This window comes from Pseudomonas sp. 43mfcvi1.1 (assembly GCF_900115935.1).
Lineage (GTDB): Bacteria > Pseudomonadota > Gammaproteobacteria > Pseudomonadales > Pseudomonadaceae > Aquipseudomonas > Aquipseudomonas bijieensis.
Map to the genome: position 1 here is coordinate 20,094 of NZ_UETT01000023.1, position 25,051 is coordinate 45,144.

At 59.4% G+C, this 25,051-nt stretch carries 29 protein-coding genes and 1 pseudogene; 11 read left to right on the forward strand and 19 right to left on the reverse strand.

Annotated features, from left to right (window positions below; genetic code table 11):
- Positions 1–91 precede the first annotated feature (91 nt).
- Together ubiA and DTP52_RS29820 are read right to left on the reverse strand one after the other, a co-directional pair.
- Positions 92–982 (reverse strand): 4-hydroxybenzoate octaprenyltransferase, encoded by an 891-nt coding sequence (gene ubiA, locus DTP52_RS29815; protein ID WP_109756533.1) that lies wholly within the window; start codon positions 980–982, stop codon positions 92–94.
- Complete coding sequence (locus DTP52_RS29820; RefSeq protein WP_109756551.1) at positions 982–1,545, reverse strand: chorismate lyase; 564 nt, start codon at positions 1,543–1,545, stop codon at positions 982–984. Before DTP52_RS29820 ends, ubiA begins: the two co-directional genes overlap by 1 nt.
- A gap of 175 nt (positions 1,546–1,720) precedes the next feature.
- Here DTP52_RS29820 and DTP52_RS29825 point away from each other — a divergent pair, with 175 nt between their 5' ends.
- The 3 genes from DTP52_RS29825 (at position 1,721) to DTP52_RS29835 (ending at position 3,528) form a co-directional block, all read left to right on the forward strand.
- Positions 1,721–1,888, forward strand: a complete 168-nt coding sequence (locus DTP52_RS29825; protein ID WP_003177199.1) for a rubredoxin — start codon at positions 1,721–1,723, stop codon at positions 1,886–1,888.
- A 24-nt stretch (positions 1,889–1,912) separates the two neighbouring features.
- Positions 1,913–3,061, forward strand: coding sequence for an NAD(P)/FAD-dependent oxidoreductase (locus DTP52_RS29830; RefSeq protein WP_109756534.1), 1,149 nt, complete (start codon positions 1,913–1,915; stop codon positions 3,059–3,061).
- 191 nt (positions 3,062–3,252) lie between these two features.
- Positions 3,253–3,528, forward strand: coding sequence for an HU family DNA-binding protein (locus DTP52_RS29835; RefSeq protein ID WP_060739802.1), 276 nt, complete (start codon positions 3,253–3,255; stop codon positions 3,526–3,528).
- Positions 3,529–3,809: 281 nt separating this feature from the next.
- Here the strand turns inward: DTP52_RS29835 and DTP52_RS29845 are convergent, their stop codons facing one another.
- Entirely contained in the window at positions 3,810–4,901 is a 1,092-nt protein-coding gene (locus DTP52_RS29845) for an aminopeptidase (RefSeq protein ID WP_109756535.1), read from the reverse strand.
- Between the two features lie 59 nt (positions 4,902–4,960).
- Between DTP52_RS29845 and DTP52_RS29850 the strand changes: the two genes are divergently transcribed.
- Positions 4,961–5,374 carry a hypothetical protein gene (locus tag DTP52_RS29850; RefSeq protein ID WP_109756536.1) on the forward strand — a complete coding sequence of 138 codons (414 nt, stop codon included), beginning with the start codon at positions 4,961–4,963 and terminating at the stop codon, positions 5,372–5,374.
- Between the two features lie 41 nt (positions 5,375–5,415).
- Entirely contained in the window at positions 5,416–5,841 is a 426-nt protein-coding gene (locus DTP52_RS29855; protein ID WP_109756537.1) for a hypothetical protein, read from the forward strand.
- A gap of 6 nt (positions 5,842–5,847) precedes the next feature.
- Here the strand turns inward: DTP52_RS29855 and DTP52_RS29860 are convergent, their stop codons facing one another.
- Complete coding sequence (locus tag DTP52_RS29860; protein WP_109756538.1) at positions 5,848–6,081, reverse strand: DUF1161 domain-containing protein; 234 nt, start codon at positions 6,079–6,081, stop codon at positions 5,848–5,850.
- Between the two features lie 152 nt (positions 6,082–6,233).
- Complete coding sequence (locus DTP52_RS29865) at positions 6,234–6,665, reverse strand: OsmC family protein (protein ID WP_109756539.1); 432 nt, start codon at positions 6,663–6,665, stop codon at positions 6,234–6,236.
- A gap of 238 nt (positions 6,666–6,903) precedes the next feature.
- On the opposite strand from DTP52_RS29865, the gene DTP52_RS29870 reads away from it, so the two are divergent.
- Positions 6,904–7,905, forward strand: a complete 1,002-nt coding sequence (locus DTP52_RS29870; protein ID WP_058544936.1) for an LLM class flavin-dependent oxidoreductase — start codon at positions 6,904–6,906, stop codon at positions 7,903–7,905.
- A 54-nt stretch (positions 7,906–7,959) separates the two neighbouring features.
- Here DTP52_RS29870 and DTP52_RS29875 read toward each other — a convergent pair whose 3' ends face one another.
- Complete coding sequence (locus DTP52_RS29875) at positions 7,960–8,187, reverse strand: DUF1161 domain-containing protein (RefSeq protein WP_109756540.1); 228 nt, start codon at positions 8,185–8,187, stop codon at positions 7,960–7,962.
- A 114-nt stretch (positions 8,188–8,301) separates the two neighbouring features.
- Complete coding sequence (locus DTP52_RS29880; RefSeq protein ID WP_003177209.1) at positions 8,302–8,517, reverse strand: dodecin; 216 nt, start codon at positions 8,515–8,517, stop codon at positions 8,302–8,304.
- A 156-nt stretch (positions 8,518–8,673) separates the two neighbouring features.
- Here DTP52_RS29880 and DTP52_RS29885 point away from each other — a divergent pair, with 156 nt between their 5' ends.
- Positions 8,674–9,000, forward strand: a complete 327-nt coding sequence (locus tag DTP52_RS29885; RefSeq protein ID WP_003196426.1) for a YqjD family protein — start codon at positions 8,674–8,676, stop codon at positions 8,998–9,000.
- Here the strand turns inward: DTP52_RS29885 and DTP52_RS29890 are convergent.
- Positions 8,973–9,890: a LysR family transcriptional regulator gene (locus DTP52_RS29890; protein WP_109756541.1), complete on the reverse strand. Its 918-nt coding sequence runs from the start codon at positions 9,888–9,890 to the stop codon at positions 8,973–8,975. The two genes, DTP52_RS29885 and DTP52_RS29890, sit on opposite strands and share 28 nt — an antisense overlap.
- Positions 9,891–10,002: 112 nt before the next feature.
- Here DTP52_RS29890 and trpB point away from each other — a divergent pair, with 112 nt between their 5' ends.
- Together trpB and trpA are read left to right on the forward strand one after the other, a co-directional pair.
- Entirely contained in the window at positions 10,003–11,235 is a 1,233-nt protein-coding gene (trpB, locus tag DTP52_RS29895) for a tryptophan synthase subunit beta (RefSeq protein WP_014335911.1), read from the forward strand.
- Positions 11,235–12,047 carry a tryptophan synthase subunit alpha gene (gene trpA, locus DTP52_RS29900; RefSeq protein ID WP_109756542.1) on the forward strand — a complete coding sequence of 271 codons (813 nt, stop codon included), beginning with the start codon at positions 11,235–11,237 and terminating at the stop codon, positions 12,045–12,047. The genes trpB and trpA overlap by 1 nt, the downstream gene beginning before the upstream one ends.
- Positions 12,048–12,173: 126 nt before the next feature.
- Here trpA and DTP52_RS29905 read toward each other — a convergent pair whose 3' ends face one another.
- The 10 genes from DTP52_RS29905 to DTP52_RS29950 all read right to left on the reverse strand — a co-directional run bounded on the left by DTP52_RS29905 (position 12,174) and on the right by DTP52_RS29950 (position 22,010).
- Positions 12,174–14,135: a DUF4105 domain-containing protein gene (locus DTP52_RS29905; protein ID WP_109756543.1), complete on the reverse strand. Its 1,962-nt coding sequence runs from the start codon at positions 14,133–14,135 to the stop codon at positions 12,174–12,176.
- Positions 14,132–14,452: a DUF2388 domain-containing protein gene (locus DTP52_RS29910; protein WP_003187020.1), complete on the reverse strand. Its 321-nt coding sequence runs from the start codon at positions 14,450–14,452 to the stop codon at positions 14,132–14,134. Before DTP52_RS29910 ends, DTP52_RS29905 begins: the two co-directional genes overlap by 4 nt.
- A gap of 27 nt (positions 14,453–14,479) precedes the next feature.
- The gene (locus DTP52_RS29915; RefSeq protein ID WP_109756544.1) at positions 14,480–14,788 is read right to left on the reverse strand and encodes a DUF2388 domain-containing protein; all 309 of its coding nucleotides are present in this window, start codon (positions 14,786–14,788) and stop codon (positions 14,480–14,482) included.
- A 106-nt stretch (positions 14,789–14,894) separates the two neighbouring features.
- Complete coding sequence (locus DTP52_RS29920) at positions 14,895–15,212, reverse strand: DUF2388 domain-containing protein (RefSeq protein ID WP_109756545.1); 318 nt, start codon at positions 15,210–15,212, stop codon at positions 14,895–14,897.
- Between the two features lie 344 nt (positions 15,213–15,556).
- Entirely contained in the window at positions 15,557–15,772 is a 216-nt protein-coding gene (locus tag DTP52_RS29925; RefSeq protein WP_003187014.1) for a DUF1127 domain-containing protein, read from the reverse strand.
- 318 nt (positions 15,773–16,090) lie between these two features.
- Positions 16,091–17,584, reverse strand: a complete 1,494-nt coding sequence (locus DTP52_RS29930; RefSeq protein ID WP_109756546.1) for an acetyl-CoA hydrolase/transferase family protein — start codon at positions 17,582–17,584, stop codon at positions 16,091–16,093.
- 198 nt (positions 17,585–17,782) lie between these two features.
- Entirely contained in the window at positions 17,783–19,219 is a 1,437-nt protein-coding gene (locus tag DTP52_RS29935) for an NAD(P)(+) transhydrogenase (Re/Si-specific) subunit beta (RefSeq protein WP_109756547.1), read from the reverse strand.
- On the reverse strand, positions 19,219–19,542 hold the full coding sequence (locus DTP52_RS29940) for an NAD(P) transhydrogenase subunit alpha (RefSeq protein WP_003187010.1): 324 nt from the start codon (positions 19,540–19,542) through the stop codon (positions 19,219–19,221). The genes DTP52_RS29935 and DTP52_RS29940 overlap by 1 nt, the downstream gene beginning before the upstream one ends.
- 15 nt (positions 19,543–19,557) lie before the next feature.
- On the reverse strand, positions 19,558–20,679 hold the full coding sequence (locus tag DTP52_RS29945; RefSeq protein WP_109756548.1) for a Re/Si-specific NAD(P)(+) transhydrogenase subunit alpha: 1,122 nt from the start codon (positions 20,677–20,679) through the stop codon (positions 19,558–19,560).
- Between the two features lie 434 nt (positions 20,680–21,113).
- On the reverse strand, positions 21,114–22,010 hold the full coding sequence (locus DTP52_RS29950; RefSeq protein WP_109756549.1) for a LysR family transcriptional regulator: 897 nt from the start codon (positions 22,008–22,010) through the stop codon (positions 21,114–21,116).
- Between the two features lie 156 nt (positions 22,011–22,166).
- On the opposite strand from DTP52_RS29950, the gene DTP52_RS29955 reads away from it, so the two are divergent.
- Together DTP52_RS29955 and DTP52_RS29960 are read left to right on the forward strand one after the other, a co-directional pair.
- Entirely contained in the window at positions 22,167–23,348 is a 1,182-nt protein-coding gene (locus tag DTP52_RS29955; protein ID WP_025216186.1) for an acyl-CoA dehydrogenase, read from the forward strand.
- A gap of 13 nt (positions 23,349–23,361) precedes the next feature.
- Entirely contained in the window at positions 23,362–24,582 is a 1,221-nt protein-coding gene (locus DTP52_RS29960; RefSeq protein ID WP_109756550.1) for a CaiB/BaiF CoA-transferase family protein, read from the forward strand.
- Positions 24,583–24,748: 166 nt separating this feature from the next.
- Here DTP52_RS29960 and DTP52_RS31280 read toward each other — a convergent pair.
- Positions 24,749–25,051 (reverse strand): annotated as a pseudogene (locus DTP52_RS31280) (hypothetical protein); the annotation flags it as partial.

The window sequence follows — 25,051 nt, forward strand, 5'->3', positions numbered from 1 at the left end:
GAGGCGCCTGGTTCGCGAGCAAGCTTTGCTCCCACAGCAAGCGGGGATAAATCCCCTCGCCACAAGTTAACGGCTTGGAGACCGATGGGCCTCAGCGCAACGCGTAATCCAGCACAATCCCCACGAAAATCGCCAAGCCGGCCCAGTGGTTATGCAAAAACGCCTGGAAGCAGCGCATCCGGTCCCGGCCACGGGTGTACCAGAACTCCCAGGCGAAGCACGTGGCAGCGGCCACCAGCCCCAGGTGGAACCAGCCACCCAGCTGGAATTTCGACCCGGCCAACAGCAGGCAGCCCAAGGCCAGGCCTTGCAACGTCAGGATGATCACCCGGTCGGCGTCGCCAAACAGGATCGCCGTGGATTTCACGCCGATGCGCAGGTCATCGTCCCGGTCGGTCATCGCGTAATAGGTGTCGTAGCCCACCGTCCACAGCAGATTGGCGATGTACAGCAACCAGGCGGCGGCCGGCAGATGACCGGTTTCGGCGGTGAACGCCATCGGCATGCCCCAGGAGAACGCCGCGCCCAGCACCACTTGTGGGTAGTAGGTATAGCGCTTCATGAACGGGTAGCTGAACGCCAGCGCCAGGCCACCGAGCGATAGCAGGATGGTCGGGGCGTTGGTGCACAGCACCAGCAGGAAGCTCACGCTCATCAACACGGCGAAGAACACCAGCGCCTCTTTCGAACTGATCTTGCCGCTCACCAGCGGGCGCTGCTCGGTGCGTTTGACGTGGCCGTCCACCTTGCGGTCGGCCCAGTCATTGATCACGCAGCCACCGGCGCGAGTCAGCACCACGCCGAGGACGAAAATCACCACGTTGGCGATGGACGGCGAACCTTCCCCGGCAATCCACAAAGCCCACAACGTCGGCCACAGCAGCAGGTAAATGCCGATGGGCTTGTCCATGCGGGTCAATTGCACGAAGTCCCACGCCCGTGGATTCAGGCGATTCAAGGATTTGAGCAGTTGCACGTACATCAGAAATTCTCCGAATAGGCGCGGGCGACAGTCCACAAGCGGGGCAGGAAGATTTCCGCCACCAGCACGCTCAACGCACCGCGATCGAAACGCGAACGGCGACCCCACAACCCGCTGGCGCGGACGTCTTCCGGCAACCCGGCCTCGGGATAATGGCAAACCTCGATGGCCCGGCGCTGGAACGCCTGGTCGCAGAACAGCAATTCCCCCAGGGAGCGGCTGCCCAGTTCGTCCATCTGCAAGCCGTCGCCCTGCAAGGCGCTGCGCGCCGCCACACTGCGGGCGAACACCCAAGGCTGGTCGCGACCGTGCAGATACACCTCGCGTACCCAGCCCTCGCTGCCCTCGGCCAGGTCCAGCGCGGCACATTCGTCGGCGCGCAATGGCTGCCAGCCTTCGAACAGCGGCGTCACGCTGAAATGGCCGTCCGACAGGCGCGTGAGGCGTCGGGTCAGGGAGCCTTCGTCGAACAGCCAGTCGAGCACGCGCGCATCGGGGCGCGGCGACAGCAGGTGCTGGGGCAACCATTGGAGTGTAGGAAATATCGAATTTGTATGCGGCACAGAGGTCTTGAATGGCAGCAAAGGAGGGCGCGAGCTTACCATGTCGGTCGCTGGTTTTGACTGGCCCGGCCTGTAGCCTTCCGATCGTGCTTGCATCTGTCGCAAGCGATCAGTACAAAACGGCCCTGAGCCGGAAAATATCGGCCATGGCCTGACATCTTGAGGAAGTATTGGAATGAAGAAGTGGCAATGTATCGTCTGCGGCCTGATCTACAACGAAGCTGACGGCTGGCCTGACGATGGCATCGCGCCCGGCACCCGCTGGGAGGACGTACCGGCAGACTGGCTGTGCCCGGACTGCGGCGTCGGCAAGATGGATTTCGAAATGATCGAAATCAACTGATCGTTTCATCAAATGGAGAGCAACATGAGCGCACCTGTCGTCATCGTCGGTACGGGCCTGGCCGGTTATAACCTGGCCCGGGAGTTTCGCAAGCTCGACAGCGAAACCCCGTTGCTGCTGATCACCGCGGACGACGGTCGCTCGTATTCCAAGCCGATGCTCTCCACAGGCTTTGGTAAAAACAAGGATGCCGACGGCTTGAGCATGGCCGAGCCGGGGGCCATGGCCGAGCAACTCAAGGCCGAAATACGCACCCATACCCGTATCAGCGGCATCGATCCAGGCCACAAACGGCTGTGGATTGGCGAAGAGGCGGTGAACTATCGTGACCTGATCCTGGCCTGGGGTGCCGAAACCGTGCGGGTGCCGGTGCAGGGCGATGCCGCCGAGCTGATTTTCCCGATCAACGACCTGGAAGACTACGCACGCTTCAGGGCCGCGGCTGCTGGCAAGCGCCGGGTGTTGTTGCTCGGCGCCGGCCTGATTGGCTGCGAGTTCGCCAACGACCTGAGCCTGGGCGGCTACGAAGTACAACTGGTGGCGCCGTGCGAGCAAGTCATGCCGACGCTGCTGCACCCGACCGCTGCCGCAGCGGTCCAGGCCGGGCTGGAAAGCCTCGGTGCGCGCTTCCACCTGGGCCCAGTGCTCAACCGCTTGCAGAAGGTCGCCGACGGGCTGGAGGCGCACCTGTCCGACGGCCAGGTGATTGCCTGCGACCTAGTGGTCTCGGCCATCGGCCTGCGCCCGCGCATCGACCTGGCGGCGGCCGCCGGCCTGGTGGTCAACCGCGGCGTCGTGGTCGACCGCCACCTGAAAACCTCCCACGCCAACATCTACGCCCTGGGTGATTGCGCAGAGGTTGATGGCTTGAACCTGCTCTACGTCATGCCGCTGATGAGCTGCGCCCGGGCCCTGGCCCAGACCCTGGCTGGCAATTCGACCGCCGTCAGCTACGGCGCCATGCCGATTACCGTGAAAACCCCGGTGTGCCCACTGGTAGTGTCGCCACCACCGCGAGGCAGCGAGGGCGTGTGGAGCGTCGAAGGGCAAGGCTCGGACATCAAGGCGCTGTGTCGCGACGCTCAAGGCAATCTGCTGGGGTACGCGCTGACAGGCACGGCGGTGATGGAGAAACTGGCGCTGAACAAGGAACTTCCACCCCTGCTGGCGTAAATACTGGTCGTTCTGTCGCAAAAACCCTACTTTTGGTCCCACAAAGGTCGCCCGGACACTGGCGCCGTTTTCGGCACCGTGCCATCCTCACTCCCGTCTGCCGCAGAGTAGAGCCTGCGGCGCCTTAGGGGCTGTTCCAAAGAGAACAGCACGGACATAACAACAAAAAAACCGTCAAAGGGGCTTCATTCATGCGTAAACCAGAACTCGCCGCCGCCATCGCGGAAAAAGCAGACCTCACCAAAGAACAAGCCAACCGCGTCCTCAACGCCGTCCTCGAAGAAATCACCGGCGCCTTGCACCGCAAGGACAGCGTCACGCTGGTGGGCTTCGGCACTTTCCTGCAACGCCACCGCGGCGCCCGCACTGGCAAAAACCCACAGACCGGTGAGCCTGTGAAAATCAAGGCCAGTAACACCGTTGCCTTTAAGCCAGGCAAGTCCTTGAAAGAAAGCGTCAACCCATAATCGCTGCGAGTACCTCGGTCAGGGGGAGAAAACGGCAATCAAAAAGGGCATACCGATTCATCGGGATGCCCTTTTTATTGCGGGGTTGCTGGCTGTGGCCAGGCTTGGTGAGACAGCGATGGCTTAGATGGCCATTATCCGTGGCGAGGGAGCTTGCTCCCGCTGGGGCGCGAAGCGGCCCTGAAAAGCGACGACTGCTGCGCAGCCTAGGGGGAGCAAGCTCCCTCGCCACAGGGTTGGAGATGCCTAATGTGGGCGAGCTTGCTCGCGATGACGTCCGCCTAGTCAATGGAAGTATTCGGCTCCGCCAACGCCTTCAAGGCCGCCCTGCGCTCGTCGATCGGTAATTTCCCCAGCTTTTCCACCGCCGCATAAAACGCAACCCAATCACCGTCCTCCCGCCTTAACAATGCCGCAAAGGCCGGCACCCACTGGTCATACAAACCAAACGGCAATAACCGTGCATTGTTAAGTGGCGCATAGACCCAGGCGTCATAACGTTTGTCGCCTGCCCACTGGCTGTCGCGTAGTTGCTGATAGTCGGCGCGCAGGTGTTCGAATTCTTCTGCCTTGCGTTGACGCATCTGTTCGGCCGGTAAGGGCTGGGTATAGAGCTTTTCCAGGCGCTGACGGGTATCGAGGATCAGTTGGATGAATTGGTCGCGCTGGCGCACGCGCTTGCCGTTATCCGGCGCCAGCCCGCGACTGGCGCGCCATTGCCGGCTGCCTTCCTGTTCGACGAAGGTGGCGAAGGACTCATTGAATTCCGTGTCGTCCTTTACATAAAACCGCTGGTGCGCCAGTTCATGAAAGATCAGTGTCGCCAGGCGTTCGTCGCCCCAATGCATCATCGAGCTCAGGATCGGATCGTTGAACCAGCCCAGCGTCGAGTAGGCCTCTACGCCACCGATCGACACGTCCATGCCCTGCAGCCGCTGCAACGCGGCCTCGCCACGGGCGGCGTCCTGGCTGTAGTAGCCGCGATAGGCCACGCAACCGGCAATCGGGAAACAGTGGTTTTGCGGTGCCAGGGAAAATTCGGGCGTGGAGAAGACATTCCAGACTACGAACGGGCGGCCAATATCGGCGTACAGGCGATAGCTTTTATTGTCCGGCAAGTGCAAGTGAGCAGTGGCGAATGCCCGCGCCTCGCGCGCTTGGGCCAGGTGCGCTTTCAGTTGGGTATCGCGAGCAGGGTCGGCGATGATCTGGTCGATAGGCTCTCGGGCCTGCAACAACCGAAGTTGCCCGCCGACGAGCTGGCTGTAGTAACTGGCGCTTGTGCAACCGTTGAGTAACAAAAGCAGGAGGCCTGGAAACAAAATCCGGAAAACACGGTCGAGTAACCGATGGTTTGAATGCGGCCTGATCAATTGGAATCACCCTGGGAAAGTCTGCCCACAAGACTATCTCGCCTGCCTGGAGCTTCGCTATGCGCGTGTTGATGCTGACGAGTGGCCTGTTGCTGCTGACCGGTTGTGCCGGTTTGCCTGACCCTGATCCATCCCAAGCGTGGATCGACCTGGGAAACCATCAGGACACCGCGCTGCAAGCGCTGAAGGTCGATGACAAGATGTCTGTGGACCGACGTTATTTCGAGGTGCAACCCGGCAGCCATGAGCTGACGGTGCGTTATCAATTTGCCGTCGAGCCCGGCAACATTGGCCCGGATGCCGAGCCGCTGTGGCGCGATTGCCGGTTGAATGTGAAGTTCAAGGACTTCAACGCCGGCCAGCGCTACCAGTTGCAGGCTGGCAACATCGGTTTCCGGCCCTGGGCCAAGCTGTATGATCAACAACGCAAGGTGGTGGGGCAAGGGACACCGGCAGGCTGCCAGCAAAGTTGATCGGCGCTATGCTCAAGACCTGATTTTTCAGGAAGCTCACCATGCGTCTTCACATGCTGTTACTGGCCTTCGTTGTCATGAGCGGTTGCACGGCGACCCCGTTGCCAGCGGTCGATTCGAACATGGCCTGGATCGATTTCGCGACGCCTACGCCTGGCGGCAAGGTACTGATGGCTGAAAAGCTGGATGGTCAGCGACTGCGAGACGGGCGTTTCTTCCAGGTTTCGCCGGGCAGTCATGAATTGGAAGTGCGCTTCGATTTCGAGGTGTTTGGTGGCGGTGGGCTGGGTTTGATGAGCGAGCCGCAAGAACGGCTGTGCTACCTGACCGTGCGATACGACCATTTCGAAGCCGGCCAGCGCTATCGTCTGGAGGCGCGTAACCTGGCGTTCACCCCAAGCGCCCGGCTTTATGACGCCAAGCGAGAAATCGTTGCCGAAGATCGACAAGCCCGTTGCATGCCATAGGGCGTCTTAGCGGTCGTTCTTCTGGTAGATGATTTTCTTCGTGCCGTTTTCGCAAGTGCCAACGACCATGTTCTGGTCATGGACTTCGTCATTGGTGACGATTTCCAGCGTATAGGACGTGACGCCCTGCGCCTGGATCTTGGTTTCGATTTCGGCCTTGAGTTCTTCGCAGGGTTTGGGGGCCGCAAGGGCCGACGAGGCCAATGCGCAACCGATGACTGCCAAGGCAAATCGTTTCATGCTCGAATTCCTCATTGCAGCGCGCACTGCCTGTGCGCTGAGACTGCGGGCATGCATTCGACCACAATTGCATCAAGGTAAACAGATCACCCGTCCCCAGAAAGGTCGCAGCCTCCACAGTGCCTGCAAAAGCTGCGACCGCCTTCAGCGGGTCAGCTCACCAGTGTTGCGTCCAATGTGATCTCGGCATTCAGCACCTTGGAAACCGGGCACCCTTCCTTGGCCTTCTTGCTCAGTTCGTCGAACTGCGCCTGGCTGGCGCCGGGGATTTTCGCCTTGAGAATCAGCTTCACGGCGGTAATCGCAAATCCGCCATCGACCTGATCCAGGGTGACTTCGGCGTTCGTGTCGATACTCTCGGCCTTTAGCCCGGCGTCGCCAAGGATCATCGAAAAGGCCATGGAAAAGCAGCCGGCGTGGGCCGCGCCGATCAATTCCTCTGGGTTGGTGCCCTTGCCGCCCTCGAATCGAGCCTTGAAACCATAGGGTGCTTCGCGTAACACGCCAGTTTCCGTGGAGATGGAGCCGATACCGGTTTTCAGGTCGCCTTCCCAATGAGCCGATGCTTTCTTGATGATAGCCATGTCTGCCTCCTCAATATCCGGCGCGGGGTTCGCGCCTGGGTGTTTTCCGTTGTCAGGGTTGTGAGGATAGACCGCCCGATAAAGTTCATCCTGTCGATTAGCCGACCGATTTAGTAGGAAAATTCGTCGCAGCTATTGAAACTCGGGTATATGCCCACATTGCATGGAACACACCTTTAGAAACGGCAGGCTTTTGCCCGTAGGAAAAAGCCCGGAACGCCGTTGGAGATCCCGGCCCATGAAACAGCTGTCCGAAGTGAAATTCTCAACCCTCGACCTGGTGCCTGTTCGCGCCGACGGCAACGCCGCCCAGTCCTTGCGCAACTCGCTGGACCTGGCGCAGCACGTGGAGAAATACGGCTATACCCGTTTCTGGGTAGCCGAGCACCACAACATGGATGGCATCGCCAGCTCCGCGACCGCCGTGCTGCTGGGCTATCTGGCCGGGGGCACTTCGACCATCCGTGTCGGCTCCGGCGGGGTGATGCTGCCCAACCATGCGCCGTTGATCATTGCCGAGCAGTTCGGCACGCTGGAAAGCCTCTACCCAGGTCGAATCGACCTCGGGCTGGGGCGTGCGCCAGGTTCCGACCAGATGACCGCCCGGGCGCTGCGTCGCGAGCGCTCTGGCAGCGCTGACGATTTCCCTGAAGACGTGGCCGAACTGATGCGCTATCTCGGCCCGCGTACTCCGGATCAACGCATCATCGCCATGCCAGGCACCGGCACCAACGTGCCGGTGTGGCTGCTGGGTTCGAGTCTGTTCAGTGCGCAATTGGCCGGTGAACGGGGCTTGCCCTATGCATTCGCCTCCCACTTTGCGCCGCGCTATATGCACGAGGCGATACGCATTTACCGCAACCATTTCAAGCCGTCGGCGGTGCTCGACAAGCCATATGTAATGCTCGGCGTGCCACTGGTGGCGGCCGATACGGACGAACAGGCCGATTACCTGGCGACCTCGGTGTATCAGCGGATCCTGGCGTTGATGCGCGGCCAAAGCCTGGTGCAACGTCCGCCAGTGGAAACCATGAACGGTCTCTGGCTGCCCCATGAGAAAGAAGCGGTTGGCGATTTCCTGGGCCTGGCCATGGTTGGCGGTCCGCAGAAGATTCGCGCCAAGCTGGAGGTGCTGATTGAGCAAACCCAGGCCGATGAGCTGATTTTTACCAGTGATCTATATGAGCACGCTGATCGCTTGCACTCCTACGAGTTGCTGGCGCAGGTCATGAAAGGCTGAATGACGCCCATGAAAAAGCCGACGCATTGCGTCGGCTTTGACGTACGCGCGGGATCAGCCGCGCTTGTAGACGATTTCTTTCGTACCGGCCTCACAGGTGCCGACGACTTTTTGTCCTTCAGCCGCTGCGCCTTTATCGACGACTTCCAGCGAATAACCTGACACACCCTTGGCGTCCAGCTTCGCTGCGATTTCGGTTTTCAGCTCTTCGCAGGACTTGCCGGCTGCAAACGCACCGCCGGCAAGGCTCAGCAAACCCAGGGCTACCATCAACTTTTTCATCGCTCGCACTCCTTGGTCGGATCGAATAGGGCAGGTATGGAAAAACATGATGCGCATACCATAGCGCATCGCCATTCCCTATGGCACTCCGCCAGCGTGCAAGTTCACCGCCCCTCAGCTGTTGGCAATCCGGAACCCGACCTTGATGGTCACCTGGAAGTGCGCGGCACGACCGTTTTCGATGTGTCCGCGGGTTTCCGTGACTTCGAACCACTCCAAGTGCTTGAGGCTTTTGCTGGCCTCGGCCAGGGCGTTATTGATGGCGTCTTCAATGCTGGTGGGAGACGAGCCGACCAGTTCGACTTTTTTGTACGTGTGATGATCACTCATGACGTTCTCCTTGGTTGGTCTTTAACAGCCTAGCAGCGAATTTTCGTCTTACGTGTGGCGCCGTTTGCGCTTTGAAGTTCAGATTTACTGCACTTTCAGAAACGACCGCAGTCCCAATTCACACACGCCACTCAACCACTGCAGGAGAGAGCCACCATGGCCAGCAATTCGTTACGTAAAGCCTCGTTGCAAAGCATGGAAGCGGAGATCGAGAGTCTGCTCAAGTCGTTGGAAAGCCTGAAGGACGATGCTTCGGACGAGTCGCGTAAGACCCTCAAATCGCTCAAGGCAAATGCTGAAAACGCGCTGAAACATTCTCGCCATCTGCTGAGCGATGCGTATGAAGAGGTCAAGGTGAAAACCCGTGAAACCGGAATCGCCACACGCGACTACGCGCAGGAACACCCCTGGACCACGGCTGGTGTCGCGGTCGGTGCGCTGGGTTTGCTGGCCGCTTACTTGCTGTGCAAACGCGGTGACTGACTCGGTTGGCTCAGCTCATGCCTGAGCCACTGGGCCAATTGCCCTGCGCGCCCGTCTGCGGCGCGCTTGGGCAGCCACAACGCCAGTCGCGCCGCTGTTTCATCGAAGCCCCACGGCGCGACCAGACGACCGGCGCGCACGTCCTCGGCCACCAGTGGCTCGGGCGCGATCGCCACGCCTAGTCCCGCTACGGCGGCCTCCAGCAAATAGTACAGATGCTCGAATCCTTGCCCGAACTTCAGTGCCTGGGGTTCAAGGTGTTTTTGTCGTGCCCAGGTCGGCCAGGCCTGTGGACGTGACGTGGTATGCAGCAATGGCTCGTCCAATAGCGCACTGGCCGGTGCGGCCTGCAAGCGGGCGAACCCGGCGTAGTGCGGGCTCATCACGGGGCCGATCCGCTCGCTCACCAGTTCGTACACCTGCATGTCCGCCGGCCAGGGCGGCTCGGCGAATACCAGCAAGGCGTCCAGCCCCGGGCGCCGGGGGTCCAGGTCGCCTTCGCCGGCGGACAAATGCAGGCGCAAATCCGGCAGGTCGGCGTTGAGCCTGCCCAGTCGGGGAATAAACCAGCGCGCCAGCAAGCTTCCCGAACAGCCCAGAACAAACGGGGCATCTGCCGTACTTTGCGTCAGTTCCGCGCAAACACCGCGCAATCGTTCGAACGCCTCGGCGCTGACATCCCGCAGGCGCAAGCCGGAATCTGTGAGTTTCAGGCCGCGCCCATCCTTGCTGAACAGGCTGACGCCCAGATGCTCTTCCAACACCTTCAATTGTCGGCTGACCGCACCGTGAGTGACGTGCAGCTGTTCAGCCGCCTGGCTTACGCTGTTCAGGCGGGCGGTGGCCTCGAAGGCGCGCAAAGCGTTGAGCGGGGGAAGGTCATGGCTCATGGGATATGTGAGTTTTCCTGACAGGTTGTGGCGATCTTATCGGTTTTCAGCGCGGCATGTCAGGGGTAGAGTGACCTTCATTGTCTTTCTACGCATTCGCTTGGAGCGCCCGATGACCCAGTCTACGACCCCCTTCAACCTGCGCAGTGGCCCCGACGCCAACGGCCTGTTTGGTGCGTTCGGTGGCCGCTATGTGGCCGAAACCCTTATGCCGTTGATCCTCGACCTGGCCCGCGAATACGAAGTGGCGAAGGAAGATCCGGCGTTCCTCGAAGAATTGGCCTACTTCCAGCGTGACTATGTCGGACGTCCGAGCCCGCTCTACTTCGCCGAGCGCCTGACCGAATACTGCGGCGGCGCCAAGATCTATCTCAAGCGTGAAGAGCTGAACCACACCGGCGCGCACAAGATCAACAACTGCATCGGCCAGATCCTGTTGGCGCGGCGCATGGGCAAGAAACGCATCATCGCCGAGACCGGTGCCGGCATGCACGGTGTGGCGACCGCCACTGTGGCTGCACGTTTCGGCCTGGATTGCGTGATCTACATGGGCACCACCGACATCGAGCGGCAGCAGGCCAACGTATTCCGCATGAAGCTGCTGGGCGCTGAAGTGATCCCGGTGGTCGCCGGTACCGGCACGCTGAAGGACGCAATGAACGAGGCCCTGCGTGACTGGGTCACCAACGTCGACAGCACGTTCTACCTGATCGGCACCGTGGCGGGCCCGCATCCGTACCCGGCCATGGTGCGCGACTTCCAGGCCGTGATCGGCAAGGAAACCCGCGAGCAGTTGCAAGCCCAGGAAGGTCGCCTGCCGGATAGCCTGGTGGCGTGCATCGGCGGCGGCTCCAACGCCATGGGCTTGTTCCACCCGTTCCTGGACGACAAGAGCGTCGAGATCATCGGCGTCGAGGCCGCGGGCTATGGCATCGAGACCGGTAAGCATGCGGCGAGTTTGAACGGCGGCGTGCCGGGTGTACTGCACGGCAACCGCACCTTCCTGTTGCAGGACGACGACGGTCAGATCATCGACGCCCATTCGATTTCCGCGGGTCTCGACTACCCCGGTATCGGCCCGGAACATGCCTGGTTGCATGACATTGGTCGCGTCCAGTACACCTCGGTCACTGACGCCGAAGCCTTGGAAGCCTTTCACAAATGCTGTCGCCTGGAAGGGATCATTCCTGCACTGGAAAGTGCCCATGCCCTGGCGGAAGTGTTCAAACGCGCACCCAACCTGCCGAAAGATCACCTGATGGTGGTCAATCTGTCCGGCCGTGGCGACAAAGACATGCAAACCGTGATGCACCACATGGAACAGTCCCAGCAGGAGAAACACTGATGAGCCGCCTGCAAACCCGTTTTGCCGAACTCAAGGAACAGAACCGCGCCGCCCTGGTGACTTTCGTCACGGCTGGCGATCCGGACTACGATACCTCGTTGGCGATTCTCAAAGGCCTGCCGGCTGCCGGTGCCGACGTGATCGAGTTGGGCATGCCGTTCACCGACCCGATGGCCGACGGCCCGGCGATCCAGTTGGCGAACATCCGCGCCCTGGGGGCCCAGCAGAACCTGGCGAAAACCCTGCAAATGGTTCGTGAGTTCCGTAAGGACAATACCGATACACCACTGGTGCTGATGGGTTACTTCAACCCGATCCACCGCTATGGCGTGCAGCGTTTCATTGGTGAGGCGCTGGACTCTGGTGTGGATGGCCTGATCGTTGTGGACATGCCGCCCGAGCACAACAGTGAACTGTGCGAACCGGCCCAGGCTGCCGGCCTGGACTTCATCCGCCTGACCACTCCCACCACCGACGACGTGCGTTTGCCGACTGTGCTCAACGGCAGTTCGGGTTTCGTGTATTACGTCTCGGTGGCGGGCGTGACCGGTGCCGGCGCCGCGACGCTGGAGCATGTGGAAGAAGCTGTTGCGCGCTTGCGTCGCCATACCGATCTGCCGATCAGCATTGGTTTCGGTATTCGTACGCCGGAGCAGGCTGCGTCCATCGCGCGATTGGCTGATGGGGTGGTGGTGGGCTCGGCGCTGATCGACCATATCGCCAAGGCCGAAACGTCGGAACAGGCGATTGATGGCGTGTTGAGTTTGTGTGCTGCCCTGGCTGATGGGGTGCGCAAGGCGCGTGTCAGCTGATTGTCGATTCGACTCGCAGCCACGAAAAAAAAGGGGGGCGGAACTTGGTTCCGAACCCCTTTTTGTTGCTCATGAAATGCTCGAAGAACGGCTCCAGGAGCTATGGCCGCATAGGTCAGGGGACCATCAAGGCAACTCCAATCCTCCGCCGGCCTTGTGCAGCTTGCGCAAATGCTCGCCGATCTCTTTCACATTAGCCTCGCTCGCGGCAATTTCAGCAGCGCGGCTCGGCTCAAGCAAAGCCCTGACTTCCTTGTCCAGATCGCCTGTCAGTGTTTGCAGCTGTTTCTGACGCAGGCTGCTTTCCGACTCCAGTCGTTGCCACTCGCTGGGTTGTGGCAACCCATAGCCGCTGCTACCCAACAACTCGGCGGGACGGCTCAGGAAGCCGCTGTTGGCAAGGATCTGCTGTAGCGTCGCGTTAGCCCTTTCCATACCGCCATTCTGCAATTCACGGGCTCCAAGGTAACGCTGCTTGACTTCGTCCTGTGCCAACAACAGTTGCCGCCGATAACTGGCCTGTTCCAGCAGCAACAACGCCGCGCTGGTGCGCAGGTCGGCCTGTTCGAACCAGACGCGGCGTTCAGCGGCGTCCAGGGCCAGCCAGTCTTCCACCGTTTGCTGCTTGATTGGCAGATACTTCTTCAGCACCTCGAACATCGCCTGGTACCGCTCGCGGAAGGAGTCGAAGCGGTAGCCCAGGCGCAAGGCTTCCTTGGGATCATCCAGCACGCTGGTGTCCGCCAGGCCCCGGCCCTTGAGCACTTCCAGCAGGCCGTTGGGCATGATGCTGTCCAGGCCCTTGAGCTGCTCGTTATTGCTGCCGCTGCGCAGCAGTTTCAAGCTTTCCACGGCGCAGTTGTTGGACAGGAAGTAATAGTTGCCGTCGTAGCTCCAATGCATTTCGGCAGCGTGTTCGACCGTTTCTTCGATCTCGGTGCGCGACAGGTTCAGCGGCACCGATGCCAGGCTGCGCAGTTCGGTCTTGGTGTATTCATCGATCACCTGGGCCAACGGCAATACGAACAGGCGCGATGGGTATTTGCCGACCAGTCCATCCCAACTCGACAACTGCACATCGCCCACGAAAGCGCGGTATGACAGCACCAGGTGTTGGTCCAGATCCAGTCGACAGTCCGGACCCCGTGGGCGCCCCGGTGCGCAGATCACCAGCCGGAGCATGCTGTGGCCCCAGCGGCTCACCCAGTTCTGATTGGCTTCGGCCAGCAGGTAATCAATGGCATAGACTCGCTCTGGATCGACCTTGCCCAGTGGTGTCTTGGCGAAGTCGTTTCCGGCGTTGAGGAAGGCAAATGATTTGGCGCAGGTATCCTTGGCGGCGGGTGCCCAACCGAAGTGCTCCTGATAATAGCGATACAGGGCGGGGCGGCGGCAAGCATAGCTGGGGTCAAGGAGAAAGTACTCCATGTTGACCGCGACGAATTCCTTGGGGCTGCTCGTTTCGTAGAGGTCCGGGCTGCGGGCGACCTGGCGGTTGTGTTGTTCCCGTTCACCACGACGGCCAACGTATTGCGGCCAGCCGGCGAGGTCCAGCAAGCGCGGATCATCGCTGAGGGTGAAACGGCGGTCGTTCTGGCCCCGGCATTCATCCGGCAGGCCGATGAGCCCGGCACTGCTGTTACGCCGGGTACAGCGCTGGATCAGCGCGCGCTCGGCGTCTGGCCATAGGCGCGAGCGGTCATAAATGTGAGTCAGTTCGTGCAGGACCGTGGCGAGCATTTCCCGTCGCACGGTGCCGTGGGGGCGATGGGTTTTCTGCGTCGCGGCGCTGCCGTCGACAAGGCCGTCGAGCAGGTTGCTATTGAGGTCCAGCTGCGACACCAACGAGGCCTGACCGTAAGCGTTGGTGGGCATCTGGTCAGTCCAGCCGACATCGATGCGTCGGTCCAGGCGCTCGATGAAGCGCGGCGGCAACGCCTGCATGGCTTCATCGAGCAGCGCCTGGCTGGCCTGCTGTTGCGCCGGGCTCAGTCCGTTGGCGTTGAGGTGCAGTTGCAAGCCGGCCTGGGCCATGCTGCCCGTGAGCAGCAAGACCCCGGCCGCCAGCCAGGCGGCGAACCGCCTCACAATGCGAGGATGGCTTCGGCGAGAACCTGGTCACTGGCGTCGCGGGCTTCCGGCACGCGGGTGCGCAAGGTGTCGAAGGCGGCCTCGAGATGAGCACCACGAATTTCACCATTGCTGGCGACAAAACTGGCCGCATCGTCATGGGCTTCGCGGACGATTTTCGAATCACGGATGGAAGTGGTGGTATCGGAAGTGAAATCAATCGTGCGCTGGGAAGCGCGGACGATGATGTTACTGGTGGCTACCAGGGTATGTGCCTGGGCCACATCGGCCAATACCAGCAGGCCTAGGGCGGCAGCAATCAGCGGGCTACGCATGGAACGACTCCGGAAAAATAAGGATAACTATTGGACGAGAATTGCCTGTGCCAGTTCAAGGTCGCTGACGTGAAGTTTTGGCTGGGTCCGGCGCAGGTAATCCAGGGCCGATTCCAGCTGTGCACCTCGCAACTGCCCGTCGCTGGCGATGAACGCCGCAGCGTCATCGTGTGCGGCAACGATCAGTTTATGGTCGAAGGGCGCGGAGGTCACCATGCTGGTGGCATAGCCGCTGACCACCACTTGCTGGGTGGACACATCGAAAGCATGGGCCGGAACAGACCAGCAGAACACTGCGAAGAAAGACGCGATGAACAGATCTGAGTAAAAACGCATGGGACTCGACGGTTGATGGCGAGCTTGAAGGCTAGCGCAAACCTGCGGGCCAGAGCCAGCGCTGAAACATCGGAACACCATTTGGGGCCCGATGTTTCATGTTGCATCAGATCACCAGGATGGCTTGGGCCAGCTGCGCATCGGTGGCGTTGAGCTGTGGTGCCTGCTGGCGGATGTAATCCAGGGCGCTTTCCAGTTTCACGCCACGGATGGCACCTTCGCTGGCCACGAAGCTGGCGGCGTCATCGCGGGCGGCTTGAACGATCTTGTTGTCCCGCAGTGACGAAGTTGCATCGGAAGTCACATCAGACGTGGCCTTGAGTGCGCCAACGATGGAGTCAGTGGTGACGATAAAGCTGCTGGCGTTGGAGTGGGTGGCTACGGCCAACAGGGCAACTGCGCTGAGCAGGCGAAGACGAATCATGATGAAACTCCTTGGATAATGAGGTAATGCCGGTGCGTGTAGCTGGAAGAGCAGACGCATGCTCGACTCGCTTCGCCACGTTCGCATCGATATTAGGACAGAACGCAGTGGCTGACAGCCCTTTGCGACCGTCACTGGCAGCATGATGCTTGCATTAGGCGCTATGGCTCAAGAAAACTGTACTGGTATTGAGTTAGACGTTTTAAAACTGTTATGCCTCTCCAGTTTTCCCGAAAAATCGGCCTCGGAAACGACAAGACCCGTCGCGGTTTCCCGCGACGGGTCTTGTTTGTTCAATTCGGTGCTGGCGGTGGACCCGGTGGGTCAGGGCCAGCGACGCTGAGTTAGCGCCAGAACGGCTTGCTCAGCTCTTCGTAGCGTTGTGCTTCGCTGATACCGGCGTCAGCCAGCAGGCGCGAATCCAGACGAGCCAGTTGGTGACGGCTGGCGATGCGGCGCTGCCACAACATCAGGTTGGCAATAACGCGAAGAGGCAGGGAAGCCTGGTTTTTTTCAGCTTTGTCTTCGAAAAACAGCTCGGAACTGAGTGTACGTTCCATGGTTGACATCCTTCCGCTTGTGGCGGGATTAGGTAGTGGTTTACTGGTGCCCATGATCCTCTCGTTTGGCCAGTCTCTCTAGATACAGTTCACCTGTATTGTGAGGGACCAGTTAACTGTTAAAGAGCGGTGTACTGGTCGATATTGAGGCAACTGTACCTATCTGCTCAATATTGGTGCGTTTTTCATCGTTTCCGGAGGTTTTGTGGGAAAAGACTGTAAGGAAACACCGGTACAGCAGTACAGTTTTTGTAAGATTTGGCTCGGATGATGAGCTTCAGTCAAAACTGTATTTGCGATAGCGGTGTTCCAGCTGTATCAGACTGCCAACATCCGCCCGGTTTCTTCGAGGTTCAGGTGCCAACTTAGTGCATCGCGCAGGATATGCGGGGTATGCCCACCCAAGGCGCATGCAGCTTGGAAGTATTCATTCAGCGCTTGGCGGTAGGATGGATGCACGCAGTTGTCGATGATTACTCGCGCCCGCTCCCTTGGCGCCAGGCCACGCAGGTCGGCCAGGCCGATTTCGGTCACGAGGATGTCGACATCATGCTCGGTATGGTCCACATGGCTCACCATCGGCACGACACTGGAAATGGCACCGCCCTTGGCAATCGACTTGGTAACGAAAATCGCCAAGTGGGCATTGCGGGCGAAATCCCCCGAGCCGCCAATGCCATTCATCATCCGAGTGCCACAGATATGCGTGGAATTGACGTTGCCGTATATGTCGAACTCCAGCGCGGTGTTGATACCGATGATGCCGAGGCGGCGTACGACCTCGGGATGGTTGGAGATTTCCTGCGGGCGCAGGACCAATTTGTCCTTGTACCTTTCCAGGTTGCCGAACACATCGGCGTTGCGTCGACTCGACAGCGTGATAGAGCTGCCGGAGGCGAAGCTCAGCTTGCCGGCGTCGATCAAGTCAAATGTCGAGTCCTGCAGGACCTCGGAATACATGGTCAGGTCTTCGAACGGGGAATCGATCAGCCCGCACATCACGGCGTTGGCGATGTTGCCAATCCCCGCCTGCAACGGCCCGAGCTTATTGGTCATGCGTCCGGCTGAAACTTCCTGCTTGAAGAAATCGATCAGGTGATCGGCGATGGCCTGGGTGTCGCTGTCCGGTGGCACGACGGTCGAAGGCGAGTCTCCTTGGTGGGTGATGACAATGGCAGCAATTTTTTCCGGCGGGATCGGGATAGCGGGGCTGCCAATACGATCGTCGACTTTCACCAGCGGGATCGGAGTGCGGGTTGGGCGATAGGTCGGAATATAAATGTCGTGCAGCCCTTCCAGATTCGGGTTGTGGGCCAGGTTGATCTCGATGATCACTTGCCGGGCGAAAATGGCGAAGCTGGCCGAGTTACCCACCGATGTGGTCGGTACAATATGCCCTTGCTCGGTAATGGCCACCGCTTCGATCACGGCAATATCGGGCAGCTTGAGCTGGCCATTGCGCAGTTGTTCGACGGTTTCCGAGAGGTGCTGGTCGATGAACATCACCTCGCCTGCGTTGATCGCCTTGCGCAACGTGCTGTCGACCTGAAACGGCATGCGTCGTGCCAGCACACCGGCTTCGGTGAGCTCCTTGTCGAGGTCGTTGCCCAGGCTTGCTCCGGTCATCAGGCTGATTTTCAGCGGGGTGAGCTTGGCGCGTTCAGCCAGGGCGTGGGGTACGGCTTTCGCTTCTCCGGCGCGGGTAAAGCCGCTCATGCCGACGGTCATGCCGTCCTGAATCAACAAGGCTGCTTCGGCAGCGCTCATCACTTTATTCAACAAAGAGGGCAAGCGAATGCGGTCACGGTACATGGAGGATTATCTCGGGCTGGAAGCAAGATGCGCAGTCTAGTGAATTCGCGCTGTGCCCGACCCGCTACAAAGGTCGCATTTAAGGCCTCTATTACGGGCGTTTCAGGCAAAACATTATTACCGGATCGGTAACGTTCGGCCTTGATACAAATCAAAACGCCCCGACAAGTCGGGGCGTTAGTAGTGAAGCAGCGAGCGTTATTCCACCGCTTTGACCATGTCCTCGATGACCTTCTTGGCGTCACCGAACACCATCATGGTTTTGTCCAGATAGAACAGCTCGTTGTCCAGGCCGGCATAACCACTGGCCATCGAGCGCTTGTTGACGATGATGGTCTTGGCCTTGAACGCTTCGAGGATCGGCATGCCGGCAATCGGCGACTTCGGATCGTTCTTCGCCGCCGGGTTGACCACGTCGTTGGCGCCGAGCACCAGCACCACGTCGGCCTGGCCGAACTCGGAGTTGATGTCTTCCATCTCGAACACCTGGTCGTAAGGCACTTCAGCCTCGGCCAACAGGACGTTCATATGCCCAGGCATACGACCGGCCACTGGGTGGATCGCGTATTTGACGGTCACGCCGTGGTGGGTCAGCTTCTCGGTCAGCTCTTTCAGCGCGTGCTGCGCCCGCGCTACCGCCAGGCCGTAGCCCGGCACGATAATCACTGTGTCGGCGTTGGTCAGCAGGAAGGTCGCGTCGTCAGCCGAACCGGATTTCACCGGGCGGGCTTCTTTGGAGCCTGCTGGGCCAGCCGCATCCGCCGTGTTGCCGAAACCGCCGAGCAGCACGTTGAAGAACGAACGGTTCATCGCCTTGCACATGATGTACGAGAGGATCGCACCGCTCGAACCCACCAGCGAACCGGCAATGATCAGCATCGAGTTGTTCAGCGAGAAGCCGATACCCGCTGCGGCCCAACCGGAATAACTGTTGAGCATCGAGACCACTACCGGCATGTCCGCACCGCCGATCGGGATGATGATCAGCACGCCCAATACAAAGGCCAGGGCCAGCATCAGGGCGAATGCGCCGAGATTGCCGGTGAGCATGAAGGTCAGGCCCAGGCCTAGCGTTGCCAGGCCCAGGATCAGGTTGAGCTTGTGCTGGCCGCCAAACTGTACCGGTGCGCCCTGGAACAGGCGGAACTTGTACTTGCCCGAGAGTTTGCCGAAAGCGATCACCGAACCGGAGAAGGTAATTGCACCGATGGTTGCACCGAGGAACAGCTCCAGGCGGTTACCGGCCGGAATCGAATCGCCCAATTGCTTGACGATGCCCAGCGATTGCGGCTCGACGACCGCCGCGATGGCAATGAACACCGCCGCCAGGCCGATCATGCTGTGCATGAACGCCACCAGCTCCGGCATCTTGGTCATCTCGACGCGCTTGGCCATGATCGAACCGGCGGTGCCGCCAATCAGCAGACCGACGATGACATAGCCAATGCCGGCAGTGGCCAGCTCAGCTCCCAGCTTATAAATGAGGCCCACGGTGGTAAGCACCGCCAACGCCATGCCGAGCATGCCGAACAGGTTGCCACGTCGCGAGGTGGTGGGATGCGACAGGCCTTTGAGGGCCTGGATGAAACAGATCGACGCGATCAGGTAGAGCGTCGTTACCAGGTTCATGCTCATTACTTGGGCGCCTCTTCTTTTACGGCTTTCGGGGCTTTTTTCTTGAACATCTCAAGCATGCGGCGTGTTACCAGGAAGCCACCGAATACGTTCACCGCAGCCAGGGCTACGGCGAGAGTGCCCATGGTCTTGCCCAGCGGCGTCACGGTCAGCGCGGCGGCAAGCATGGCGCCGACGATCACGATCGCCGAAATGGCATTGGTTACCGCCATCAACGGTGTGTGCAGCGCAGGCGTTACGTTCCAGACCACGTGGTAACCGACATAAATCGCCAGCACGAAGATGATCAGGTTGTAGATACCGGGGGAGATAAGCTCTTCCATTGTCTGAATCCCTGCTTAGGCGTTTTTGCGGATGACTTGGCCGTCGCGGCACATCAGGCACGCGGCGACGATGTCGTCTTCCAGGTTCACGTCGAACTGACCTTCCTTGGTGAAGACCAGCTTCAGGAAGTCCAGCAGGTTACGGGCGTACAGCGCCGAAGCATCGGCCGCGACTTCACCGGCCAGGTTGGTCGGGCCGACGATGGTGACGCCGTTCTCGACAACCACCTGATCGGCCACGGTCAACGGGCAGTTGCCGCCCTGGGCTGCCGCGAGGTCGATGACCACCGAGCCAGGTTTCATCTGCGCGACGGTTTCGGCGCTCAGCAAGGTCGGTGCCTTGCGGCCCGGAATCAAGGCGGTGGTGATGACGATGTCAGCCTGCTTGGCGCGCTCGTGCACGGCTTGGGCCTGGCGCTGCATCCAGCTGGCAGGCATGGGCCGGGCGTAACCGCCGACGCCGACGGCGCATTCACGCTCTTCGTCGGTTTCGTAAGGCACGTCGACGAACTTGGCGCCGAGGGATTCGATTTGTTCCTTGACCGCCGGTCGCACATCCGAAGCCTCGATCACAGCGCCCAGGCGCTTGGCCGTGGCAATCGCCTGCAGCCCGGCCACACCGGCCCCGAGAATCAGCACGCGCGCCGCTTTCACGGTACCTGCGGCGGTCATCAGCATCGGCATGAAGCGCGGGTAGTAGTGGGCGGCCAGCAGCACGGCCTTGTAGCCGGCAATGTTCGCTTGAGACGACAGCACATCCAGGCTCTGGGCACGGGAGGTCCGTGGCGCGGCCTCGAGGGCGAAAGCGGTAATGCCGCGTTCGGCCAGCTTGGAGATGGTTTCGTTGTTGAACGGATTGAGCATGCCCACCAGAACGGTGCCGCTCTTTATCAGCGTCAGTTCGCTGTCGCTGGGGGCGACCACCTTGAGGATCAGTTCGGCCCCGAATGCATCACTGGCACTGCCAATGGTTGCGCCCGCTGCCTCATAGACACTGTCGATAACGCTGGCCTTGATGCCGGCGCCGCTTTGAACAGTGACCTTATGGCCTTGGCCGATCAGCTTCTTGATGGTTTCCGGGGTAGCAGCAACCCGTGTTTCACCCGTTTGGGTTTCGAGGGGAACACCAATGTGCACGTCAAATCTCCTGCGTGATCTTATTGAGTAAACCCAGGCACTTCGGATGGTGCGGCTGGGGCGGCCGATCAGCACGATCCCGCCAAACCAGGCGGGGCGCGGCATTTTGCAGGCGAAAATTCAGCCCTTCAAGGGATTATGACGGGTGACGGAAAATTAACTACAAGTCACCCTGTGACCGAATGTCGCAATTATCGATCGGCATCCCTTGTAGGCCGTGCTTTCCAAGGATTCAGGTTCAAATTGACAATTTTTCCCATCGGCCAGATGAATAAGGCCTGATGCGTTGCGTGATATGGCTCAAAGCCATGTATTTAAACGCTTTGGAGACTACTTCAGGGGCTGCGTAACAGATTGACTGGATGCGACATAAACTTATATCTGTAGCGACTTATGTTAGTTGACTACCTAATCATGTTTTGCTTTTTTCTTTATTAATCAATGTGATAGTTGCTTGCCTGTTTCACGAGCCAATCACGAAAAGCACGAAGAGAGGCAGATTCGGCCTTTCGTTCCGGAATCATCAGGTAGTAGGCCTTGATGCTCGACAGCGCGTTGGGGTTGGCAACGACCAATCGTTTCTCTGCCAACTCGTGCTGAATCAAAAAGGGCGGAATCAGCGCAATGCCCATGTCGTGCATGGCCGCTTGGGCAAGCATGGAGAATAGTTCATAACGCGGGCCTGTCAGGTCTCGCGCAATATTCAGGTTCTGGGCGTTGAACCACTGGCGCCACGCATACGGGCGAGTGGTCTGCTGGAGCAAGGGCAGCTCGGCGATGGCCTGCGGCGTCAGGCTCTTCTGGTCACCCAGTAGGGTGGGGCTGCATACCGGCATCGGATTTTCGCCCATCAGCTTGTGGGATTCGGTGCCGGACCAGTCCGCATCACCAAAATAGATGGCGGCATCAAACTCTGTGTCCGCAAAGAGAAAAGGACGTGTGCGGTTGGTCAGGTTGACGGTGACTTCCGGATGCTGATGCTGGAAATCCTTGAGACGGGGCAGTAGCCATTGAGTGCCGAAGGTCGGAACCACGGCCAGCTCGATCACGTTCGCACCGGTGTGCCCCATCACTGAAAGAGCATCGCGCTCGACGGCATCCAGTTGGGTGGCAACTCGACGACTGTAGGAAATGCCTGCTTCAGTCAGCTTGACGCCTCGGCGTGAGCGTCGGAAAAGCTCCACGCTGAGGAAGTCCTCCAAGCTGGCGATCTGTCGGCAGATTGCGCCCTGCGTAAGAGAAAGTTCTTGCGCCGCCTTGGTGAAGCTTTCATGGCGCGCAGCGGCCTCGAAACTGACCAGGGCGGTGGTGCTGGGAATTTTACGGCGCATGTACGCAAGCCTCACTCAATATCGGCATAAACGGGGTTTATGGCGTTTACGAAGTGAGAAATTAGCACAACATAGTGCGTAATCCTCGTTTGCCCTTGTAGGAAAGCGCGCCTAGGATCAATCCACGATTTTCATTTAATTGGCGAGGACTCTTTCATGGCCGGTAAAGCGAGCTTCAACTGGATCGATCCATTGTTGCTGGATCAGCAGCTCACCGAAGAAGAACGCATGATCCGCGACACTGCCGAGCAATTCGCTCAGCAGAAGCTTGCGCCGCGGGTGCTGGAAGCGTTCCGTCATGAGAAAACCGACCCGGCGATTTTTCGCGAGATGGGTGAAGTAGGCCTGCTGGGGGCAACCATTCCTGAGCAGTACGGCGGCAGTGGACTGAACTACGTCAGCTATGGCCTGATCGCTCGCGAGGTAGAGCGCGTCGATTCCGGTTATCGCTCGATGATGAGTGTGCAGTCCTCGCTGGTGATGGTGCCGATCAATGAATTCGGTACTGAGGCGCAAAAACAGAAGTATCTGCCGAAACTGGCGTCGGGTGAGTGGATCGGCTGCTTTGGTCTGACCGAGCCGAACCATGGTTCCGACCCGGGCGCGATGATTACTCGTGCGCGCAAGGTGGAAGGTGGCTACAGCCTGACGGGTAGCAAAATGTGGATCACCAACAGTCCGATCGCAGACGTCTTTGTTGTCTGGGGCAAGGACGACGCCGGCGATATCCGCGGCTTCGTTCTCGAAAAGGGCTGGAAGGGCCTGAGTGCGCCGGCTATTCATGGCAAGGTTGGGCTGCGCGCTTCGATCACTGGTGAAATCGTCATGGATAACGTATTCGTGCCGGAAGAGAACATTTTCCCCGATGTCCGTGGCCTGAAAGGTCCGTTTACTTGTCTGAATTCGGCGCGCTACGGCATCTCCTGGGGCGCCTTGGGGGCGGCTGAATTCTGCTGGCATACCGCTCGCCAGTACACATTGGACCGCCAGCAGTTCGGGCGCCCACTGGCTGCCACTCAGTTGATCCAGAAGAAATTGGCCGACATGCAGACCGAAATCACGCTGGCCCTGCAGGGATGCCTGCGTCTGGGGCGTATGAAAGATGAAGGCACTGCGGCGGTCGAGATCACTTCGATCATGAAGCGCAACTCCTGTGGCAAGTCCTTGGATATTGCTCGTATGGCGCGGGACATGCTGGGCGGCAACGGTATCTCCGATGAGTTCGGCATCGCTCGTCATCTCGTGAACCTGGAGGTCGTAAACACCTACGAAGGCACGCACGACGTTCATGCGTTGATCCTGGGGCGTGCGCAAACCGGTATCCAGGCGTTCTATTAATAGGAGAACGCTCATGGGCGCGCTTTCGCATCTGCGGGTATTGGATTTATCGAGGGTCTTGGCCGGGCCGTGGGCCGGACAGATCCTGGCGGACCTGGGGGCTGATGTCATCAAGGTCGAGCGTCCCGGCAATGGCGACGACACACGTGCCTGGGGGCCGCCCTTCCTGAAGGATTCCCGAGGCGAGAACACGACCGAGGCTGCTTATTATCTGTCGGCCAATCGCAACAAGCAGTCGGTGACCATCGACTTCACGCGCCCGGAGGGGCAGCGGCTGGTGCGAGAGCTGGCGGCCAAGTCCGATATCCTGATCGAAAACTTCAAGGTGGGCGGGCTGGCGGCTTATGGTCTGGACTATGAGTCGCTGAAGGCGATCAATCCGCAGTTGATCTATTGCTCGATAACCGGGTTTGGCCAGACCGGCCCTTACGCCAAGCGCGCCGGGTATGACTTCATGATTCAGGGGCTGGGGGGCTTGATGAGCCTGACTGGCCGCCCTGAGGGTGATGAGGGTGCGGGGCCGGTGAAGGTAGGGGTTGCGCTGACGGATATCCTCACGGGGCTGTATTCGACTGCTGCTATTTTGGCGGCGCTGGCTCATCGTGATCATGCCGGCGGCGGGCAGCACATCGATATGGCCTTGCTGGATGTTCAAGTGGCTTGCCTGGCCAATCAGGCGATGAATTACCTGACTACGGGCAACGCGCCGAAGCGACTGGGCAATGCTCATCCGAACATCGTGCCTTATCAGGATTTTCCTACGGCCGATGGCGATTTTATCCTTACGGTAGGTAATGACGGCCAGTTCCGAAAATTCGCTGAGGTGGCTGGTCAGCCGCAGTGGGCTGATGATCCGCGTTTTGTCACAAACAAGCTGCGGGTGGCGAATCGGGCGGTGTTGATTCCGTTGATTCGCCAGGCGACGGTGTTCAAGACCACTGCCGAATGGGTGGCTCAGTTGGAACAGGCGGGTGTGCCGTGCGGGCCAATCAACGACCTTGCCCAGGTATTTGCCGATCCTCAGGTGCAGGCGCGTGGATTGGCAATGGAGTTGCCTCACCTTCTAGCTGGTCGCGTGCCGCAGGTGGCTAGTCCGATTCGACTGTCCGAGACACCGGTGGAATATCGCAATGCGCCCCCTTTATTAGGGGAGCATACGCTGGAGGTACTGCAGCGAGTCTTGGGGCTGGACGAAGCGGCGGTGGCGGCGTTCAAAGAGGCGGGAGTGCTTTGAGTCTTCTCTTCTATATAGGAGGAGGTTTTAAAGGAAGAAAGCAGCGGGTTGGCCGGTGCTGCGCAACTTATTGATAGAAAAGCGAAATTAATGGTTGACGGCAAATTCTGGACGTCTATAATTCGCCCCACTTCCGGCGCAGTCGAAACGGAAAACTCCTTGAAATTCAATGAGTTAAGTAGGTTTCGAAGGGGGCGGGCTTCAGGTCATCGAAGCCAGGAAGTAGCTGATAGGGCAGTGTGGGTTTGGCCTTTTCAGCGGTTCGATCTTCTCGGTCGAAAGCGGTGAAAAAGAGGTGTTGACAGCAGCGAGTAACGCTGTAGAATTCGCCTCCCGCTAACGAGAGATCGGAAGCGCAAGTGGTTGAAGTTGAAAAGGAAACTTTGAAAACTTCTGAAAATAACCGCTTGACAGATACACCGGGCGCTGTAGAATGCGCGCCTCGGTTGAGACGAAAGCTCTTAACCAA

Bases quoted from the DNA above. Each gene is read 5' to 3' on its own strand.
- ubiA (WP_109756533.1), bottom strand. From the start codon at position 982: ATGTACGTGCAACTGCTCAAATCCTTGAATCGCCTGAATCCACGGGCG.
- DTP52_RS29825 (WP_003177199.1), top strand. From the start codon at position 1,721: ATGAAGAAGTGGCAATGTATCGTCTGCGGCCTGATCTACAACGAAGCT.
- DTP52_RS29830 (WP_109756534.1), top strand. From the start codon at position 1,913: ATGAGCGCACCTGTCGTCATCGTCGGTACGGGCCTGGCCGGTTATAAC.
- DTP52_RS29835 (WP_060739802.1), top strand. From the start codon at position 3,253: ATGCGTAAACCAGAACTCGCCGCCGCCATCGCGGAAAAAGCAGACCTC.
- DTP52_RS29850 (WP_109756536.1), top strand. From the start codon at position 4,961: ATGCGCGTGTTGATGCTGACGAGTGGCCTGTTGCTGCTGACCGGTTGT.
- DTP52_RS29855 (WP_109756537.1), top strand. From the start codon at position 5,416: ATGCGTCTTCACATGCTGTTACTGGCCTTCGTTGTCATGAGCGGTTGC.
- DTP52_RS29860 (WP_109756538.1), bottom strand. From the start codon at position 6,081: ATGAAACGATTTGCCTTGGCAGTCATCGGTTGCGCATTGGCCTCGTCG.
- DTP52_RS29865 (WP_109756539.1), bottom strand. From the start codon at position 6,665: ATGGCTATCATCAAGAAAGCATCGGCTCATTGGGAAGGCGACCTGAAA.
- DTP52_RS29870 (WP_058544936.1), top strand. From the start codon at position 6,904: ATGAAACAGCTGTCCGAAGTGAAATTCTCAACCCTCGACCTGGTGCCT.
- DTP52_RS29875 (WP_109756540.1), bottom strand. From the start codon at position 8,187: ATGAAAAAGTTGATGGTAGCCCTGGGTTTGCTGAGCCTTGCCGGCGGT.
- DTP52_RS29880 (WP_003177209.1), bottom strand. From the start codon at position 8,517: ATGAGTGATCATCACACGTACAAAAAAGTCGAACTGGTCGGCTCGTCT.
- DTP52_RS29885 (WP_003196426.1), top strand. From the start codon at position 8,674: ATGGCCAGCAATTCGTTACGTAAAGCCTCGTTGCAAAGCATGGAAGCG.
- DTP52_RS29890 (WP_109756541.1), bottom strand. From the start codon at position 9,890: ATGAGCCATGACCTTCCCCCGCTCAACGCTTTGCGCGCCTTCGAGGCC.
- trpB (WP_014335911.1), top strand. From the start codon at position 10,003: ATGACCCAGTCTACGACCCCCTTCAACCTGCGCAGTGGCCCCGACGCC.
- trpA (WP_109756542.1), top strand. From the start codon at position 11,235: ATGAGCCGCCTGCAAACCCGTTTTGCCGAACTCAAGGAACAGAACCGC.
- DTP52_RS29910 (WP_003187020.1), bottom strand. From the start codon at position 14,452: ATGCGTAGCCCGCTGATTGCTGCCGCCCTAGGCCTGCTGGTATTGGCC.
- DTP52_RS29915 (WP_109756544.1), bottom strand. From the start codon at position 14,788: ATGCGTTTTTACTCAGATCTGTTCATCGCGTCTTTCTTCGCAGTGTTC.
- DTP52_RS29920 (WP_109756545.1), bottom strand. From the start codon at position 15,212: ATGATTCGTCTTCGCCTGCTCAGCGCAGTTGCCCTGTTGGCCGTAGCC.
- DTP52_RS29925 (WP_003187014.1), bottom strand. From the start codon at position 15,772: ATGGAACGTACACTCAGTTCCGAGCTGTTTTTCGAAGACAAAGCTGAA.
- DTP52_RS29930 (WP_109756546.1), bottom strand. From the start codon at position 17,584: ATGTACCGTGACCGCATTCGCTTGCCCTCTTTGTTGAATAAAGTGATG.
- DTP52_RS29935 (WP_109756547.1), bottom strand. From the start codon at position 19,219: ATGAGCATGAACCTGGTAACGACGCTCTACCTGATCGCGTCGATCTGT.
- DTP52_RS29940 (WP_003187010.1), bottom strand. From the start codon at position 19,542: ATGGAAGAGCTTATCTCCCCCGGTATCTACAACCTGATCATCTTCGTG.
- DTP52_RS29950 (WP_109756549.1), bottom strand. From the start codon at position 22,010: ATGCGCCGTAAAATTCCCAGCACCACCGCCCTGGTCAGTTTCGAGGCC.
- DTP52_RS29955 (WP_025216186.1), top strand. From the start codon at position 22,167: ATGGCCGGTAAAGCGAGCTTCAACTGGATCGATCCATTGTTGCTGGAT.
- DTP52_RS29960 (WP_109756550.1), top strand. From the start codon at position 23,362: ATGGGCGCGCTTTCGCATCTGCGGGTATTGGATTTATCGAGGGTCTTG.